This window comes from Streptomyces sp. SID11385, assembly GCF_010548245.1.
Classification (GTDB): domain Bacteria; phylum Actinomycetota; class Actinomycetes; order Streptomycetales; family Streptomycetaceae; genus Streptomyces.
In genome coordinates this window covers 1-16,675 of record NZ_JAAGLR010000624.1, presented here as the reverse complement: position 1 = coordinate 16,675, position 16,675 = coordinate 1, and the positions used below count along the sequence as shown (strand labels likewise).

Below are 16,675 nucleotides of genomic sequence, written 5' to 3'. Positions count from 1 at the left end.
GGCGGGGCGTGGGCTGCGGGGCGTGGGCTGCGGGGCGGGCGCGACGGGGCGGGCGCGGCGGGGCGGAGCGGGAGAACCGCAGTGTCCCCCGCCGTCGCCCCCGCCCGTCGTCCTTCCGCACCGCTTCTCACCCGAGTGGGTGAAGGCGCTCCCGGCCCCGGGTTGCCGCCCCGGGTGCGCGACCCGAGGCTGAGCGGGAGCCGTACCGAGCGAACCCGGGCGCTCACGCCACGTGAGGAATGACCCCGGGTCCCGCCGGGCACCCGAGCGGCTCCCGCACCCGGGGCGCGCACGCGGACCCGTCCGCCGCGCCCCACCGCGAAGCGCGAAGGAGACCCGCAGTGGCCGACCCGAACTCCACCACCAACACCGGCATCCCGGTCGAGAGCGATCAGTACTCGCTCTCGGTCGGCCCCGACGGACCGCTCCTGCTCCAGGACAACTACCTCATCGAGAAGATGGCGCAGTTCAACAGGGAGCGGGTCCCCGAGCGGGTCGTGCACGCGAAGGGCAGCGGCGCCTACGGGACCTTCGAGGTCACCAACGACGTCTCGCAGTTCACCCGCGCCGACCTCTTCCAGCCGGGCCGCCGCACGAAGATGCTCGCCCGCTTCTCGACCGTCGCCGGGGAGCAGGGCTCCCCCGACACGTGGCGCGACCCGCGCGGCTTCGCGCTGAAGTTCTACACGCAGGAGGGCGTCTACGACCTGGTCGGCAACAACACGCCGATCTTCTTCATGCGCGACCCGAGCAAGTTCCAGGACTTCATCCGCTCGCAGAAGCGGACGATCCCGAGCGCGCTGCGCGACAACGACATGCAGTGGGACTACTGGACGCTGTCCCCCGAGTCGGCGCACCAGGTCACGTACCTCATGGGCGACCGGGGCATCCCGAAGACGTACCGCAACATGAACGGCTACGGCTCGCACACCTACCTGTGGGTCAACGGGGCCGGGCAGCGGACCTGGGTGAAGTACCACTTCCACTCGGACCAGGGCGTCGACCACCTGACCGACATGGAGGCCGCCGCGATGGCCGGGGAGGACGCCGACCACCACCGGCGCGACCTCTTCGACGCGATCGCGCGCGGCGACGCGCCCTCGTGGACGCTGTACGTCCAGACGATCCCGTACGACGACGCGCCCTCGTACCGGTTCAACATCTTCGACGTGACGAAGACGGTGCCGCACGGCGACTACCCGCTCATCGAGGTCGGGCGGATGACGCTGCACACCAACCCCACGGACTTCTTCACGCACATCGAGCAGGCCGCGTTCGACCCCTCGGACCTCGTCCCGGGCATCGGCCCCTCGCCGGACAAGATGCTCCAGGCGCGGCTCTTCTCGTACGCGGACACGCACCGGTACCGCATCGGGACGAACTACACGCAGCTGCCGCCGAACCGCACGATCAACGAGGTGCGCTCGTACGCGAAGGACGGCGCGATGCGCTTCTACGAGCCGGACGTGGCACGCCCGTACGCCCCCAACTCCTACGGCGGCCCCACGGCCGACGAGGAGCGCTGGAACCACCCGGCGGGCTGGCTCGTGGACTCCGCCGAGATGGTCCGCGCGGCGTACACGCTCCACCAGGCCGACGACGACTTCTCGCAGCCGGGCTCCCTCGTCCGCGACGTCATGGACGACGCCCAGCGCGACCGCCTCGTCGGCAACGTGACCCGCCACCTCCAGAACGGCGTCTCCCCCAAGGTCCGCGAGCGCGCCTTCGAGTACTGGCGCAACATCGACCCGTCGGTGGGCGACCGCATCGCGGCCAACTTCGGCTGACGCACCGGAATTTCTACGGCCACGGGCCCGCCCGCGCTTTCCGCGGGGGCGGGCTTCGCCGCGTGGGGGACCTTGACGCGCGGGGAGCGCCCGGGGGAACCACGTACCGTGCCGCTCTCGTCACTCCCACCGAAGCGCCAACACCTCTGGGGGAGTTGAGGTCGATGACGGGGAAGTCGGCGAGCCGGATGCCGCAAGCGACCGTGTACCCGGGCGGCAGGCGGGTCGGACCGCCGGCGAGCAGTGGTCGCGGCGGCAGCGCGGTCCTCCTGGACTTCGTCCTGTGCCTGGTCATGGCGGTGCCGACGGCGTTCACCGCTGCCCTCGCGTACGCGATCGCCACGGAGGGGAACCCACTGGGCCTGGGGACGACCGCGGCCCTGCTCTGGGGCTCGGCGGTGTGCTGCTCCTTCCTCAACCAGGTCCTCTTCGGCCGCTGGTTCGGCGGCAGCCTCGGCAAGCTGATGCTGGGCCTGCGCGTGATCCGCGCCGAGGACGGCGGCCGCCCGCACTTCTGGCGCCTGCTGCGGCGCTGGCTGGTGGGCCTCCTCCTGGTCCCCTTCGCCCTCCTCGCCGTCGTCATCGATCTGGACGGCGCGGACGTGGTGACGGGCAAGGTGCTCGGGATCGACGTCGTGCACCGCGAGATCCCGGAGGGCCCGGCCCTGACCCCCGAGGAGCGTGCGGCGCAGGCGGAGAAGGAGACCCCGGACAGGCAGCCGCCGAGCCGGGCGGCACGCGAGAGGCAGCACCGCGAGGAGCGCGAGTGGAAGGCGGACCAGGCCCGCGCCCGCAAGGAACGCGAGGCCCGGGAGTGGCAGGCCCGCGAGGCCCGCGACCGCGAAGCACGGCGGAGGCTCGGCTGGTAACCGGAGAACGCCCCCGGCGGGGACATCCCTGACCCGATCGGGTGAGCCCCCACTCGCTCGCCTCGCTCGTCGCTCGTCCGGCCCCTAGGTTCGGGCCCCATGTGGCGGATAGTCCTGTACATCACTCCCTTCACCGTGGCGGCCTTCCTCGCCGTCGTCGCGCTCCTCGCGCTCGCCCTCGGCGCCGCACGGGTCCGGCGCCCGGCCGGGACCAGGGGGTTCAGCCGCCTCGCGTACACGCTCTGCCTGGCGCTCGTGCTCTACGCGACCGTCTTCCCGATCGGTCCCTTCACGCCCCACCGCACCATCTGGTGGCCGCCCCTCCACAGGTTCGCCGGGCTGGCCCGCGACGAGCTGGAGATGACCGTCGTGGAGATGGTCGCGAACACCGCGATGTTCGTGCCGCTCGCCGTCCTCCAGTACTTCGCGCACCGGCGCCGCGGCCTCGCCTGGGCCGCGGGATGCGCACTCCTGACCAGCCTCGGCATCGAGGCCGCGCAGTACACGGTGAGCATCGGCAGGGTCGTCGACGCCGACGACATCCTCTGCAACGCCCTCGGCGGCCTCCTCGGCGCGAGCCTCGCGGCGGCGGCGTGTGTCCGCAGGTCAGCGGGTCAGTGGGTGGTGCCCGGAACCGGACTCGAACCGGTACGCCCTGGGAAGGGCAGCGAGGTTTAAGCTCGCCGTGTCTGCATTCCACCATCCGGGCAGGCCATGCACCCCGTTGCCGTCTCGCAGCCTATCGGGGGCGCTCCGTCCGCACGGGCGAACGGAGACTGCATCCTGTCTTATTTTATTGCCGCCTGACGCTCCGTCAGATCTCGGGGCAGGGCTTTGCCCGCCGACCGGCCCGCAGCGGGTCGGCGGTAAATGACGGGAATTCACTGTCCTCTCCGTGAGACTCCGCGACCGGACCCGCGCGCGGGCCTTCGCACGGCGACCGCCCCGCGGTCGCGTCGGTCAAGACGGTCCGCGGGGCGGTCGTGGTTCCGGTCCGGTACGGGTGGATTCCTGCGCAGTTGCGCGAGAGCCCGCCTCCGGTCAGTTGTGCCAGGTACGGGGACGGGGCGGCAGCCCGGACTCGCCGGACTCCGGGGTGCGTACCGCGAGCACCTGGTTGACGCCGATCCGGTTGCGCGCGAAGGAGAGCGCCGAGGCCGCCATGTACAGGCGCCACACCCGGGCCCGCCCCGGCGAGGTGAGCCGGACGGCCTCCTCCCAGTGCGCCTCCAGGTTGCTCACCCAGGCCCGCAGCGTCCGCTCGTAGTGCTCGCGCAGCGCCTCGACGTCCCGTACCTCGAAACCGGCCCGCTCCAGGAGCGAGACGGTCGTGCCGATCGGCGCCAGCTCGCCGTCCGGGAAGACGTACGCGTCGATGAACTCGTCGATCGTGTACGCGCTCTCGTCGCGCAGCGGGCGGCGCCCGATCTGGTGGTTGAGGAGGCGCCCGCCGGGCTTGAGGAGGGCGTAGAGGTCGTGCGCGTACTCCTCGTACCGCGCCGCGCCGACGTGCTCCGCCATGCCGATCGACGAGATCGCGTCGAAGGGGCCGTCGTGGACGTCGCGGTAGTCCTGCACGCGGATCTCGACCTTGTCGCCGAGGCCCTCCTCGGCGACGCGCTTGCGGGCGTACGCGGCCTGCTCGCGCGAGAGTGTGACGCCGACGACCTCGACCCCGTACTCGCGCGCCGCGTGCAGCGCCATCGAGCCCCAGCCGCAGCCGACGTCGAGGAGCCGCTGCCCGGGGCGCAGGTCGAGCTTGGTGGCGATGAGGTCGAGCTTGTCGCGCTGGGCCTGCTCCAGCGTCCCGCCCTCGCTCCAGTACGCGCAGGAGTAGACCATCGAGGGGCCGAGGACCAGCTCGTAGAAGGGGTTGCCGACGTCGTAGTGGTGGCTGATCGCCTGGCGGTCGCTGCCCTTGGTGTGGCGGTGGCCGCGGCCGGGGCGGCGGATCTCCTCGGGCGGCGGGGACGGCGGCAGCCCGGGGCCCGCGAGGCGGAGCAGGGCGCGGCCCGCGGCGCGGACCTCGGGGCGGCGTACGGCCTGGAGCAGGCTCTTCGGCGCGGTGTCGTCCTCGCCCCGGTCCCACACGAGCGAGGAGAGCCGGTCGAGTACGTCGTAGAGGTCGCCGTCGACCTCCAGCTCCCCGGACACCCAGCCCCGCACGAGGCCGAGTTCGCCCGGCTTGTAGAGCAGGCGGCGCAGGGCGCGGCGGTGGCGTACGACGAGGACGGGGGCGCCCGGCGGACCCGCTTCGCTGCCGTCCCAGGCCCGTACCCGGACCGGGAGCGGGGCCCCGAGCAGTTCCTGGGCGAGGTCGGTGAGCCGCGACGCGGCGTCCTGCATGGCGCACACCTCCGGGGGAGTTCCGCTGGGCGCGGGGAGCGCGTCAGGGGCGCGGGCCGTGACGTCTCCCCCCTACGTAAACACCGGGTGGGTGTTCGCGCAGCCCCACGTACAACGTAGAAGCAGTCACCGCAAGGGAAGCGGAAAATCCGTGGTGGCGCCATCCTTTTCAGCCGCAGGCGGAATGAGGAATGCGGGAAAAACACCCGGGCACACGGAAGGGGCGTCCGCCCCACGGATGGCGGACGCCCCTTCCGGTACGTCGTTACGGGGACGGTGCGGCCCCCGGAGGGAACCGCACCGCGCACCCGGTGTCTCGCCGGACCTCTCGGTCCCGGTGTCGCTGGGTCAGCCGGCCTTCGCGGGCTCGGCGGACTCGCCCTTGGTGGCCTCCGCCTTGGGGGCGGGGACCTCGGCGACGGGCGCGGGCTTCGGGGCCGGCTTGGCGGCCTCGTAGAACTCCTCGCGCGGCGTCTCGACGGCGCCGAGCGAGACGGCCTCGCGCTTGAGGAACATCCCGAGCGTCCAGTCGGCGAAGACGCGGATCTTGCGGTTGAACGTCGGCATCGCCATGCCGTGGTACGCGCGGTGCATGTACCAGGCGAGACGGCCCTTGAGCTTGATCTTCATCTTGCCCATGACGATCATCGCGACGCCCTTGTGGAGGCCGAGGCCCGCCACCGCACCCTTGTTGGAGTGGCTGTACTCCTTCTGCGGGAAGCCCCGCATGCCGGAGACGACGTTGTCGCCGAGGACCTTCGCCTGCCGCAGCGCGTGCTGCGCGTTGGGCGGGCACCAGGCGTTCGGGTTGCCGGCCTTGCGGCCGACCATGTCCGGGACCTGCGCGTTGTCGCCCGCGGCCCAGATGTAGTTCGTGCCGGTGGCCTGGAGGTCGGCGCCGACGTCGACGTGACCGCGCGGGCCGAGCGGGAGACCGAACTTCGCGAGGGCCGGGTTGGGCTTGACGCCCGCGGTCCACACGATGGTCCCGGCCTCGACCTCAAGGCCGTTGTTGAGCTTGACGTTGCCGTCCACGCAGGAGTCCATGCCGGTCTTGAGGTAGACCTCGACGCCGCGCGACTCCAGGTGCTTCTTCCCGTACTCGCCGAGCTTGGGACCGACCTCGGGCAGGATCTTGTCCGCGACGTCGACGAGGAGGAAGCGCATGTCCTCGCGGGAGACGTTCGGGTAGTCCTTGGCCGCGTCGCGGGCCATGTCCTCCAGCTCGCCCACCGTCTCGGCACCGGCGAAGCCGCCGCCGATGAAGACGAAGGTGAGGGCCTTGCGGCGGATCGCCTCGTCGTGGGTCGAGTCGGCCTTGTCCATCTGCGCGAGGACGTGGTTGCGGAGGCCGACGGCCTCCTCGACACCCTTGAGGCCGATGCCCTGCTCGGCGAGGCCCGGGATCGGGAAGGTGCGCGAGACCGCGCCCATCGCGATGACGAGGTAGTCGAAGGGCAGCTCGTACGACTCGCCCACGAGCGGGGCGATCGTGGCGACCTTGCGGTCCTGGTCGATCGAGGAGACCTTGCCCGTGAGGACCTCGGCCCTCTTCAGGACACGGCGCAGGGGGACGACGACGTGGCGCGGCGAGATGTTGCCGGCGGCGGTTTCCGGGAGGAAGGGCTGGTAGGTCATGTACGAGCGGGGGTCCACGACCGTCACGGTCGCCTCGCCGTAGCGCATCTTCTTCAAGATGCGCTGTGCTGCGTACAGTCCTACGTACCCACCACCCACTACGAGGATTCGGGGACGCTCCGTGGTGCTCATGAAGTCGAGTATCCACCCGCCCCGCACAGGTACCTCGTGCGCCCCTTCACAAGCTTCCCCCACCCCTCTGCTACACTGCGCCGCCCACGTGATCCATGTCATGTCGCGCAGGGGGAACCACTCGGCCTCGCGAGGCGTTCCGCACCCCCTGTGAGCAGCGCCTCAGCGCGCACGGGGTACGTGTACCACCGCGCGCGACACCGCGCCGCAATCCCCCCGAAACCCTCATCCGCGCCCGGCGCCGCCCGCCTGAGTGCCTCCTGGATCACAACGACGGCCCAGACCTCGCCCGCAGGGGCCGATTTCCTTGTGAAGGAAATCACGAACTTTCCGCGCCGGGGAGCGCGAGAGGGCGTGGGAGAGGGGCGGAATCCGGGATTCCGGGGGTGGTTGGGGACGTGGAGGGGACAGCCCGAGCGATGACCAACAACCTCCGGCGCACCCCTTCAGGAGACACCCTGCGGCGAGGACCCGGCCAGGGCCGTTCGGCCCCCGTGGCGGGCCGAACGGCGCACGGCTTCCCCGCGCGGCGTCCGGAGGTCAGGCGCGCGGCAGAACGCCCAGGAGCGCCGAGGTGAGCGAGATCCGCAGGGCCTCGCACAGGTCCAGGTGGAGCACGCCGAGCGCGGGCTCGTCCTCGTAGGCGGCGAGGAGGCTGGGCGGCGGCGGGACGTATGCCGCCAGGGCGCCCGCCGAGATCAGGCCCGTCAGGCAGAACATCTCCGCGCCTTCGCCGAGTTCGGGCACGTGGTGACGGACCAGCTCGGCCATGCCCGCGAGCTTCGCGAGGGACGAGCGCTTGTGCCGCTTGACCACCTCGACCGAGACGTTGTGCTCCAGGACGCCGCCCTGCGCGCCGAAGAGGTCGCACAGCACCGTACGGCTCGCCAGCGACCGGCTGAGGATCTCCGCCAGCCGCTCCGCCCGCGCCTCCGGCGCCGCCTCCGCCTCGATGCCCGCGGCCAGCTCGTCCGCCAGCACGGCGAGCCACTCCCCCAGGAAGTCGTCGAGGAGTTCGAGCAGCACCGCCTCGCGCGACTCGAAGTACCGCAGGACGTTCGACTTGGCGAGGCCCACCCGTCGGCTGAGTTCGTTGAGGCTCACCTCGGCCACGGGCATCTCGTCGAGCATCGCCGCGGCCGTGTCCAGGATCGCCCGGCGGCGGATCTCCCGCTGCTCCTCGCTGCGTGCTCGCTGAAATGTCACGCCCGCCAGCCTAGCTTAGAGACCACCGGTTCCTTGACAGAAGACCGGCGGTCTTTTACGTTCCCCGTAACAGACCGTTGGTTTCTTAGGAGCGCGTCATGAGCAGTGACAACTGGACCGAGCAGGACATCCCCGACCAGCACGGGCGGGTGGCGATCGTGACCGGCGCGAACACCGGGCTCGGCTTCGAGACCGCCAGGGCGCTCGCCGCGCGCGGGGCGAAGGTGGTCCTGGCCGTCCGCGACGCCGGGAAGGGGGAGCAGGCGGCGGCCCGTATGCCGGGCGAGGTCACCGTCCAGACCCTCGACCTGACCTCGCTCGACTCGGTACGGACCGCCGCGGCCGAGCTGCGCGCGGCCCACCCGCGCATCGACCTCCTGATCAACAACGCGGGCGTGATGTACACGCCGAAGCGGACGACCACCGACGGCTTCGAACTCCAGTTCGGCACCAATCACCTCGGGCATTTCGCCCTCACCGGCCTGCTCCTCGACCGGCTGCTGCCCGTCCCCGGCTCCCGGGTCGTCACGGTCAGCAGCACCGGCCACCGCATCCGGGCCGCCATCCACTTCGACGACCTGCAATGGGAGCGGTCGTACAGCCGCACGGGCGCCTACGGCCAGGCCAAGCTCGCCAATCTGATGTTCACGTACGCGCTCCAGCGGCGCCTCGCGAGGCGCGGTACGACGGTGGCGACGGCCGCCCACCCCGGCGTCTCCAACACCGAACTCATCCGCAACACCCCCGCCGCGCTCCGCCTTCCGGTCACCTGGCTCGCCCCCCTGCTCACCCAGAAGCCCGAGATGGGCGCCCTGCCCACCCTGCGCGCCGCGACCGACCCCACGGCGACGGGCGGCGACTACTACGGCCCCGGCGGCACGGGCGAACTCCGCGGCACCCCGAGACGGGTCACGTCCAGCCCCGCCTCCCACGACGAGGCCGTCCAGGAACGGCTGTGGACGGTGTCGGAGGAGCTGACGGGGGTGACGTTCCCGGTGGAGTAGTCCCCCCTCCGCTCGCGTCCCGGCCGCACGAACGCTCGCGCGTCGCACGGCGGGCGACTGATGCGACGGGCACGGCGGGAGCACCGACGCTTTGCCCGTCCGGCCCGACGCACGGCGGCGAGCGCTTACGGCCCTGACAGCAGCACGCGGTCGCGTGGGGCGCGGGCCCGGAAGGACGGACGGCCACCTCGCGAACGGGGAAACGGGGCACGCCGCTCGATGCGGCGGTCACCGTGCGGGACGTCCGGGACGAGGACGAACGCGTGGACACCGTGAGCCCGGGCCGGGCTCTGGCGGGCGGGCCGGGCGTCGAGGGGCGACGGCTACGGACGACCGGGACTGCCGCCTCCAGGTCCTGCCCGAGGCGGCGCCCACCGCCCGCGCCCCGCACCCCGCGAGAACGCGATCGCCTGGGGCGCGGGCCCGGAAGGTGTCCTCCCAGGTGGGTGAGTGCTCACTCACCTGGGAGGACGGACTGCCACCTCACGGACGGGGAAATGGGGCACGCCGCTCGATGCGGCGGTCACCGTGCGGGACGTCCGGGACGAGGACGAACGCGTGGACACCGTGAGCCCGGGCCGGGCTCTGGCGGGCGGGCCAGGCGTCAAGGGGCGACGGCTGCGGACGACCGGGGCCGCCGCCTCCAGGTCCTGCCCGAGGCGGCGCCCACCGCCCGCGCCCCGCACCCCGCGAGAACGCGATCGCCTGGGGCGCGGGCCCGGAAGGTGTCCTCCCAGGTGGGTGAGTGCTCACTCACCTGGGAGGACGGACTGCCACCTCACGGACGGGGAAATGGGGCACGCCGCTCGATGCGGCGGTCACCGTGCGGGACGTCCGGGACGAGGACGAACGCGTGGACACCGTGAGCCCGGGCCGGGCTCTGGCGGGCGGGCCAGGCGTCAAGGGGCGACGGCTGCGGACGACCGGGGCCGCCGCCTCCAGGTCCTGCCCGAGGCGGCGCCCACCGCCCGCGCCCCGCACCCCGCGAGAACGCGATCGCCTGGGGCGCGGGCCCGGAAGGTGTCCTCTCAGGTGGGTGAGCACTCACTCACCCCAGGGGCACGCGCGGGCGCGAGGGATGACGGGTGGCCTCCTCGCGTACAGGGGAACGGACCACGCCGCTCGACGCGCCGCGCACCGTGCGGAACGTCCACGAAGAGGACGAACGCGTGGACACCGTGGCCCTGGGGCCACGCCCGTCGGTCAGGGGCGGACGGGCGGCTCTCGCGGGCACACGAAAGAGCCGCCCGTCCACCCCGGTGCGGGGCGGACGGGCGGCTTTCGGGCCGGGTCAGGCGCCGAGCGTTCCTGCGCCGGCCGCCGTGGCGAAAGCGGTGAGCGCGGCGGGGCTCACGACGAGGGCGGGGCCCGAGGGCCGCTTGCTGTCCCGTACGGCCACGGCCCGCGCGCCGAGCCTTCCGCACTCGACGCAGTCGGACTGTGTGCCGCTTGCCGAGGACTTCCACCACGTCACGGGAAGACGGGAGGCGTCACGAATCATGGGTGTTCCTTATCTGTGCGATGCGTTCGGCGGACTGGTCCACCGGCAGGGCCGCGGCTTGCAACTGCTCGAAAGCGGCTCCGTGCACGGCGACTTGGCCCGCGTCCTCGACGTACAAGGCCGAGGTCAGGCTCTCGACATGCACGACATCGAGGTCGGGGAGGTTGTTGAACCCGAGGATCGCGTACGCCCCCATCTGCCCGACGTGCGGTGAGGCGTCGAAGGGCAGGACCTGGACGGTGATGTTCGGGCGCTGCGCCAGGCTCAGCAGGCGGCCGAGCTGGTCGCGCATCACGCCCTCGCCGCAGCGGGTGTGCAGCGCGGACTCGCCGATGATGGCCCAGAGCTTGAGGGGCTCGTCCCGCCGGGTGAGGACGGCCTGCCGCGCGAGCCGCACTTCCACCAGCGCGTCGATGCGTTCCTCGATGGCGTCGGACATGCTGATCGCCCGCATGAAGGCGCGCGCGTACTCGCCGGTCTGGAGCAGGCCGGGGATGACGCCCATCTGCCAGGTCCGCACGGACGACGCCTCGTCCTCCAGGCTGATCAGGTCCTCGTAGACGGGGCTCAGAACGGCGCGGTACGACTGCCACCAGCCGCGCTTGGCTCCCTCGCGGGTGAGGTCGAGCAGCGCGGCCCGCAGTTCCGGCGAGACGGTGCGGCCGAGACTCCCGTACAGGTCGAGCAGCCTCTCCACATCGGTCGCCTTCGCGGCCGTCTTGGCGCCTTCGAGCCGGGAGAGCTTGGAGACGTTGAAGGTGCCTTTTGCCGCCTCCGCGATCTCTTCGAGGGTGGCTTCGGCGCGCAGTTCGCGCAGTTTCCGGCCAAGTCGCCTACGTCTGACGGTGGGTACGCCCATGCGATCGCTCCTCCCTCTCGGTCGCGTGGGGTCAGTCTGCCCGTCGCCATCCGCCCATGTCATCCGGCCTTTCGGCATTATGGGTGCTGCGGCACACGCATATGCAATTTTGCATTTCTTTCCAGATGAGCTTGCACGTGCCGTGTGTCATCTATCACCCTGATCGCAAGCAACCACCGCGACGCCCCTGACGGCGTTGCAGATCGGGTGTCCCCATGAGTGAGATTTCCTGGGCGAAACCGCCCACTTCCCCCACCCCGCTCCTCGTTCTGCCGGGCGAGCCGGAATCGGCGAAACGGGCCCGCACGTTTGTGCGGGGGGAACTCGTCAAGGTGTCATCGGTGCCGGGCGGACACATCGAGGACGTGGAGCTCGTCGTCTCGGAGCTGGTCGGCAACGCCGTGCGGTACGGGACGGAGCCGGACGACTTCCTCTCCGTCTCGGTCGAGGTCACCGGGTCCGGAACCCGCGTCGAGGTCAGGGACCCTGTCCGGCGGCACCCGCGCCGCCGCCTCGCCTCGGCCGAACGGCAGCGCGGACGCGGGCTGTTCATCCTGGACGCCCTGTGTTCCGGCCGGTGGGGCGCGTACGACACACCGTTCGGCAAGGCCGTGTGGGCGGAGGTCGTGCGGTGACGCTCGTGCCGCCGCCCTTCATGTGGGGGTGCACGTCGTGCCTGCTGCTGTACGCGGGGGTGCTGCGGGAGGCGCGGGTCGGCGACGGGACCGTACGGGCCCAACTCGCGCTCGCCGCGCACCTCGTGGACGACCACCCCGACGACGTACCGCCCCCGCACACCGACGGCTGCCGCATCTGCCCCGGCTACGCCTCCGACCCCGACCCCGCGCGGGTGGCCCGGCTGTGGGCGGAGCACCGGGTGCGGGAGTACTTCCTGCCGGAAAGGGCGGCGCGGCGGTGGTGAGGGAACAGTGCGCATGCGCTGAGCGCGTGGAGTGCCCTGCCTGCGAGGAGGCCGCCGATCGAGCGCTGGCACGGGAGGCACGGGCCGTACTCGCCGAGGGCGGGGCGACGGTGGGGATGGCGGAGATGCTGGCGGTGGTGAGGGGCGCCGGTTGAATCAGTCACGCCTTTCGGCGCGTGTGAGTGCTTGGCGCCAGGGCAGTGTCGTTCCATGCTCCGCTTCGTGGCGCGCGCGAGTTCGTGCGGCGGTGACGGGCAGCGCGAGAAGCATCCAGCCCACGACATAGGCGGCCAGCCGCAGCGGGACGGCATCGTCGGGCGGCGGCATCCTGAGGAGTCCACCCGAGAGGCCGTCCATCAGCGGAAGCACGAAGAGGACGAGAAGACCGAGGGGAAGAAGGGAGAACATCGCAACCCAGCAGACCGTCAGCCACAGAAACCTGCGTCGAGCGCGAGCTTGCCGCGCCCGGCGGTCCGCCACGGCGCGTGCGTCCTCGGTGGGCTGCGGGGACACGGCGAGGGGCCGGTAGTCGCCGTACCAGTTGCGGAACTGGAAGACGGGCCCGTGCCCCTCGCCGCTGAACTCGTTGTACTGATCGCCGTCTTCGCTGCGCACGCGCGATGGCTTCCCCCGGCGGAAGCCCCTTACTCCCCCGCCACGCTCCAAGCGATGCCGTCCAGAATGTCGTGTTCGCTCACCACCAGCTGCTCCGCCCCCGTCCGCCGCATGATCGCGCGGAGGATCAGCGTGCCCGAGGTGATCACGTCCACGCGGCCCGGGTGCATGACCGGGATCGACGCGCGGTCGGTGTGCGTCGAGGTGAGGAAGCGGGTGGTCAGGGTGTCCACGTCCGCGCGGGTCAACGTGCTGTGGTGGATCGCCTGCGAGTCGTAGGCGGGGAGGTCCAGGGCGATTCCCGCCAGCGTCGTCACCGTGCCCGCCAGGCCGACCAGCGTCGACGCCTCCGTGAGGGGGACCTCCGACTCCGCCTCGTCCAGCGCCGCTTCGATGTCCTTCTCGATGGCCGCCACGCGGTCCGCCGGGGGTGGGTCCAGGAGGGTGCCGTCGTCCGTCGTCAGGTGGCGTTCCGTCATGCGGACGCAGCCGATGTCCACCGAGCGCGATGCGCGGGGGGACTTCGTGCCGAGGACGAACTCCGTCGAGCCGCCGCCGATGTCCACGACCAGGTACGTGTCCTCGCCCAGTTCGCGCGTCGCGCCCGTGAAGGAGAGGCGGGCCTCCTCGGCGCCCGTGATCACCTCGGGATCGACGCCGAGGATGTCCCGTACGCCGTGCACGAAGTCGTCGCGGTTCGAGGCGTCCCGCGAGGCCGAGGTCGCCACGAAGCGGATGTCGCCCGCCGGGACCTCGTGCTCCGCGATCGCCGCCGCGTACTGGCGGCAGGCGGCGAACGTGCGCTCCAGGGCCTCCGGGGCCAGGCGGCCCGTACGGTCCACGCCCTGGCCGAGGCGGACGATCTCCATACGGCGGTCGAGGTCCACGAGCGAGCCGGTCGCCGGGTCCACGTCGGCGACGAGCAGGCGGATCGAGTTGGTGCCGCAGTCCACGGCTGCCACGCGGGTCACTTCGCGTCCTCCTGAGCACACAGTTCCGAGCACGGCTTCTTCTGCCACCACTCCGGCAGCATCGCGATCGCCTCGTCCCCGAGCGGGTTGACGCCGGGGCCCGCCGCGAGCGAGTGCGCGACGAGGACGTGCAGGCACTTGACGCGGTCGGGCATCCCGCCCGCGCTCGGGAAGCCGGTCAGCTCCTCGATCGCGTCGCGGCGCTCGATGTAGTCCTCGTGCGCGGCGCGGTAGGCGGCGGCGAGTTCCGGGTCGCGGGCCAGCCGCTCGGTCATCTCCTTCATGACGCCGTTCGCCTCCAGGGTGCCGATCGCCGAGGCGGCGCGCGGGCACGTCAGGTAGTAGAGCGTCGGGAAGGGGGTGCCGTCGGGCAGGCGCGGGGCGGTCTCGACGACGTCGGGCTCCCCGCAGGGGCAGCGGTGCGCGATCGCGCGCAGTCCGCGCGGCGGCCGGCCGAGCTGGAGCCGGAAGACCTCGACATCCGCCTCGGTGGGCTCGGTGGGCGCGGTGGTCGGCGGGGGCGTGTGCATGCGGGGCTCTCGATCGGGGACGGGGCGGCGGCGCGTACGCGCGTACGGCTTCCAGTATCCCCGTACGCACGGGTGGCCCCGCCCGGCACCCACCTCGGCGCAGCGCCCCTTCTCAGCGCAGCGCCGCCGCGCGGTCCGCCTCGTCGATGCCGCCGAGGACGTTGGTGTACCAGGGGCGGGTGGCCGCCGCGTCCTGCGGCTCGGGGCCCGCGCTCGCGGCGCCGGGGACGAGGGCGGTGTAGCCGGTCTCGCCGGGGAGGACGTAGTGCAGGCGCTCGCGGATGCGCTGGCGGGCGAAGGCGGGGTCCTGCCAGCGGGCCTTCTCGTCGCGCAGCCGCTCCACGTCGTCCTGGTGGGTCTTCAGCTCGCGCTGGAGCTGCGCGATCTCGTCGCGCTGGGCGATGTACTGCCGCATCGGGTACGCGAGCGCGACGATCAGCGCGCACAGCACGAGGACGAGGATCGCGGCGCGCCCGGTGAGGCGCGAGCGGCGGGCCTGGCGGCGGGACTGGGAGCGGTAGACGCGGGCCGCCGTCTGCTCGCCGAGGACGCGCAGACGGGTCGCGGTCGAGAAACGCTCGCCGTCGTTCTTCCGTGCCATCCCGGCTCTCCCCCTCGTACGGGTGGTGCGCACAGGCGTACGGCACACACGCGTACGCCCCCGCACACGGTACGGGACCGGGTGCGGGGGCGTGCGGAGGCTCAGCCCTTCTCGTGCGGGCCGGGGCGGTCAGCCCTTGAAGCGGGGGAACGCCGAGCGGCCCGCGTACACCGCCGCGTCGTCGAGGATCTCCTCGATGCGCAGGAGCTGGTTGTACTTGGCGACGCGCTCGGAGCGGGCCGGGGCGCCGCTCTTGATCTGGCCGCAGTTGGTGGCGACGGCGAGGTCGGCGATCGTGACGTCCTCGGTCTCGCCGGAGCGGTGGGACATCATGCACTTGAAGCCGTTGCGCTGGGCCAGCTCGACGGCGTCCAGCGTCTCGGTGAGCGAGCCGATCTGGTTGACCTTGACGAGCAGGGCGTTCGCCGACTTCTCGTCGATGCCGCGCTGGAGGCGCTCGGGGTTGGTGACGAAGAGGTCGTCGCCGACGAGCTGGACCTTGTCGCCGAGGCGCTCGGTCACGGTCGCCCAGCCCTCCCAGTCGTCCTCGAAGAGCGGGTCCTCGATGGAGACGAGCGGGTAGGCGCCGACCAGCTCCTCGTAGTACGAGGTCATCTCGGCGGCCGTGCGGTCCTGGCCCTCGAAGCGGTACTTGCCGTCCTTGTAGAACTCGGAGGCGGCGCAGTCGAGCGCGAGCGCGACGTCACGCCCGGGGACGTAACCGGCCTCCTTGATCGCCTCGACGATGAGGTCGAGCGCGGCGCGGTTGGAGTCGAGGTTCGGCGCGAAGCCGCCCTCGTCGCCGAGGCCGGTGGACAGGCCGCGCTCCTTGAGCACCTTCTTGAGCGTGTGGTAGACCTCGGCGCCCCAGCGGACGGCCTCGGAGAACGACTCGGCGCCGATCGGCGCGATCATGAACTCCTGGATGTCCACGTTGGAGTCGGCGTGCGAACCGCCGTTGAGGATGTTCATCATCGGCACCGGGAGCAGGTGCGCGTTGGGGCCGCCGAGGTAGCGGAAGAGCGGCAGGTCGCTCGCCTCGGAGGCGGCGTGCGCGACGGCGAGCGAGACGCCGAGGATGGCGTTGGCGCCGAGCGAGGACTTGTCGGGCGTGGCGTCGAGGTCGGACATCGCCTGGTCGATCAGGCGCTGCTCGGTCGCGTCGTAGCCGACGAGCTCCGGGCCGATCTGCTCGATCACGGCGAGGACGGCCTTCTCGACGCCCTTGCCCTGGTAACGGTTGGCGTCACCGTCACGCAGTTCGATGGCTTCGAAGGCACCGGTGGACGCACCGGAGGGCACGGCAGCACGGCCGGTGCTGCCGTCGTCGAGGCCGACCTCGACCTCGACCGTGGGGTTGCCTCGGGAGTCCAGGATTTCCCGGGCTACGACGACGTCGATGGACGGCACGAGCATCTCCTTCTGGGATGTGGAGCAGGTCTGCGGAGGCCCTTGCGGGGCCTTCCGCTGCATGAGCCTAACCGGCCGGGGGTCCGGTACCGGCCTACGCCCGGGACTCGGCCGCAATCCGTGGGACGGAGCGGGTGAAGCGGACTTTCCGGGCGGGCGGATCGGGGTCGATCGGGCATCTGAGCCGGGCGGGTGACAGGTGAGCCGCGCTGGTGAGCGGGGGCGTGCGCGGGTGAGGGGGCGGGGTGTGGGGCGGGGAGCGGAGGCGGCGGAGAGCGGGGGCG

Annotated in this window: 16 protein-coding genes and 1 tRNA gene; 5 read left to right on the top strand and 12 right to left on the bottom strand. The window is 71.9% G+C overall.

The window, feature by feature from the left end; translation table 11 throughout:
- Positions 1-341 precede the first annotated feature (341 nt).
- Both G3I42_RS19130 and G3I42_RS19125 read left to right on the top strand, forming a co-directional pair.
- Complete coding sequence (locus G3I42_RS19130) at positions 342-1,787, top strand: catalase (RefSeq protein WP_164287564.1); 1,446 nt, start codon at positions 342-344, stop codon at positions 1,785-1,787.
- A 164-nt stretch (positions 1,788-1,951) separates the two neighbouring features.
- A complete protein-coding gene (locus G3I42_RS19125; RefSeq protein ID WP_164287562.1) occupies positions 1,952-2,656 on the top strand; it encodes an RDD family protein in 705 nt (234 codons plus the stop codon).
- 260 nt (positions 2,657-2,916) lie between these two features.
- On the opposite strand, the gene G3I42_RS37695 is transcribed toward G3I42_RS19125, so the two are convergent.
- From G3I42_RS37695 to G3I42_RS19100, 5 genes are all read right to left on the bottom strand, one after another.
- The gene (locus tag G3I42_RS37695; RefSeq protein WP_239096550.1) at positions 2,917-3,198 is read right to left on the bottom strand and encodes a hypothetical protein; all 282 of its coding nucleotides are present in this window, start codon (positions 3,196-3,198) and stop codon (positions 2,917-2,919) included.
- An 80-nt stretch (positions 3,199-3,278) separates the two neighbouring features.
- Positions 3,279-3,365: transfer RNA gene (locus G3I42_RS19115), tRNA-Leu, on the bottom strand.
- A gap of 332 nt (positions 3,366-3,697) precedes the next feature.
- Positions 3,698-5,002 carry a cyclopropane-fatty-acyl-phospholipid synthase family protein gene (locus tag G3I42_RS19110; RefSeq protein WP_164287560.1) on the bottom strand — a complete coding sequence of 435 codons (1,305 nt, stop codon included), beginning with the start codon at positions 5,000-5,002 and terminating at the stop codon, positions 3,698-3,700.
- Positions 5,003-5,350: 348 nt separating this feature from the next.
- Positions 5,351-6,772, bottom strand: coding sequence for an NAD(P)/FAD-dependent oxidoreductase (locus G3I42_RS19105; RefSeq protein ID WP_164287558.1), 1,422 nt, complete (start codon positions 6,770-6,772; stop codon positions 5,351-5,353).
- 540 nt (positions 6,773-7,312) lie between these two features.
- Entirely contained in the window at positions 7,313-7,978 is a 666-nt protein-coding gene (locus G3I42_RS19100) for a TetR/AcrR family transcriptional regulator (RefSeq protein WP_164287556.1), read from the bottom strand.
- A gap of 98 nt (positions 7,979-8,076) precedes the next feature.
- Between G3I42_RS19100 and G3I42_RS19095 the strand changes: the two genes are divergently transcribed.
- Positions 8,077-8,982 (top strand): SDR family NAD(P)-dependent oxidoreductase, encoded by a 906-nt coding sequence (locus tag G3I42_RS19095; protein WP_164287554.1) that lies wholly within the window; start codon positions 8,077-8,079, stop codon positions 8,980-8,982.
- 1,291 nt (positions 8,983-10,273) lie between these two features.
- Here G3I42_RS19095 and G3I42_RS19090 read toward each other — a convergent pair.
- A complete protein-coding gene (locus G3I42_RS19090) occupies positions 10,274-10,483 on the bottom strand; it encodes a DUF397 domain-containing protein (RefSeq protein ID WP_008747448.1) in 210 nt (69 codons plus the stop codon).
- Complete coding sequence (locus tag G3I42_RS19085) at positions 10,473-11,342, bottom strand: DUF5753 domain-containing protein (protein ID WP_164287552.1); 870 nt, start codon at positions 11,340-11,342, stop codon at positions 10,473-10,475. The genes G3I42_RS19090 and G3I42_RS19085 overlap by 11 nt, the downstream gene beginning before the upstream one ends.
- A 215-nt stretch (positions 11,343-11,557) precedes the next feature.
- On the opposite strand from G3I42_RS19085, the gene G3I42_RS19080 reads away from it, so the two are divergent.
- Together G3I42_RS19080 and G3I42_RS19075 are read left to right on the top strand one after the other, a co-directional pair.
- Complete coding sequence (locus G3I42_RS19080; protein WP_164287550.1) at positions 11,558-11,977, top strand: ATP-binding protein; 420 nt, start codon at positions 11,558-11,560, stop codon at positions 11,975-11,977.
- Positions 11,974-12,264, top strand: a complete 291-nt coding sequence (locus tag G3I42_RS19075; protein WP_343244589.1) for a hypothetical protein — start codon at positions 11,974-11,976, stop codon at positions 12,262-12,264. Before G3I42_RS19080 ends, G3I42_RS19075 begins: the two co-directional genes overlap by 4 nt.
- Positions 12,265-12,420: 156 nt before the next feature.
- Here G3I42_RS19075 and G3I42_RS19070 read toward each other — a convergent pair whose 3' ends face one another.
- The 5 genes from G3I42_RS19070 to eno all read right to left on the bottom strand — a co-directional run bounded on the left by G3I42_RS19070 (position 12,421) and on the right by eno (position 16,397).
- On the bottom strand, positions 12,421-12,879 hold the full coding sequence (locus G3I42_RS19070) for a hypothetical protein (RefSeq protein ID WP_164287546.1): 459 nt from the start codon (positions 12,877-12,879) through the stop codon (positions 12,421-12,423).
- Positions 12,880-12,908: 29 nt separating this feature from the next.
- Positions 12,909-13,850, bottom strand: a complete 942-nt coding sequence (locus G3I42_RS19065) for a Ppx/GppA phosphatase family protein (protein WP_164287544.1) — start codon at positions 13,848-13,850, stop codon at positions 12,909-12,911.
- The gene (locus G3I42_RS19060) at positions 13,847-14,380 is read right to left on the bottom strand and encodes a DUF501 domain-containing protein (RefSeq protein ID WP_164287542.1); all 534 of its coding nucleotides are present in this window, start codon (positions 14,378-14,380) and stop codon (positions 13,847-13,849) included. The genes G3I42_RS19065 and G3I42_RS19060 overlap by 4 nt, the downstream gene beginning before the upstream one ends.
- A gap of 112 nt (positions 14,381-14,492) precedes the next feature.
- Positions 14,493-14,981, bottom strand: a complete 489-nt coding sequence (locus G3I42_RS19055) for a septum formation initiator family protein (RefSeq protein WP_164287540.1) — start codon at positions 14,979-14,981, stop codon at positions 14,493-14,495.
- A gap of 129 nt (positions 14,982-15,110) precedes the next feature.
- A complete protein-coding gene (eno, locus tag G3I42_RS19050; RefSeq protein WP_009066343.1) occupies positions 15,111-16,397 on the bottom strand; it encodes a phosphopyruvate hydratase in 1,287 nt (428 codons plus the stop codon).
- Positions 16,398-16,675: the final 278 nt, after the last annotated feature.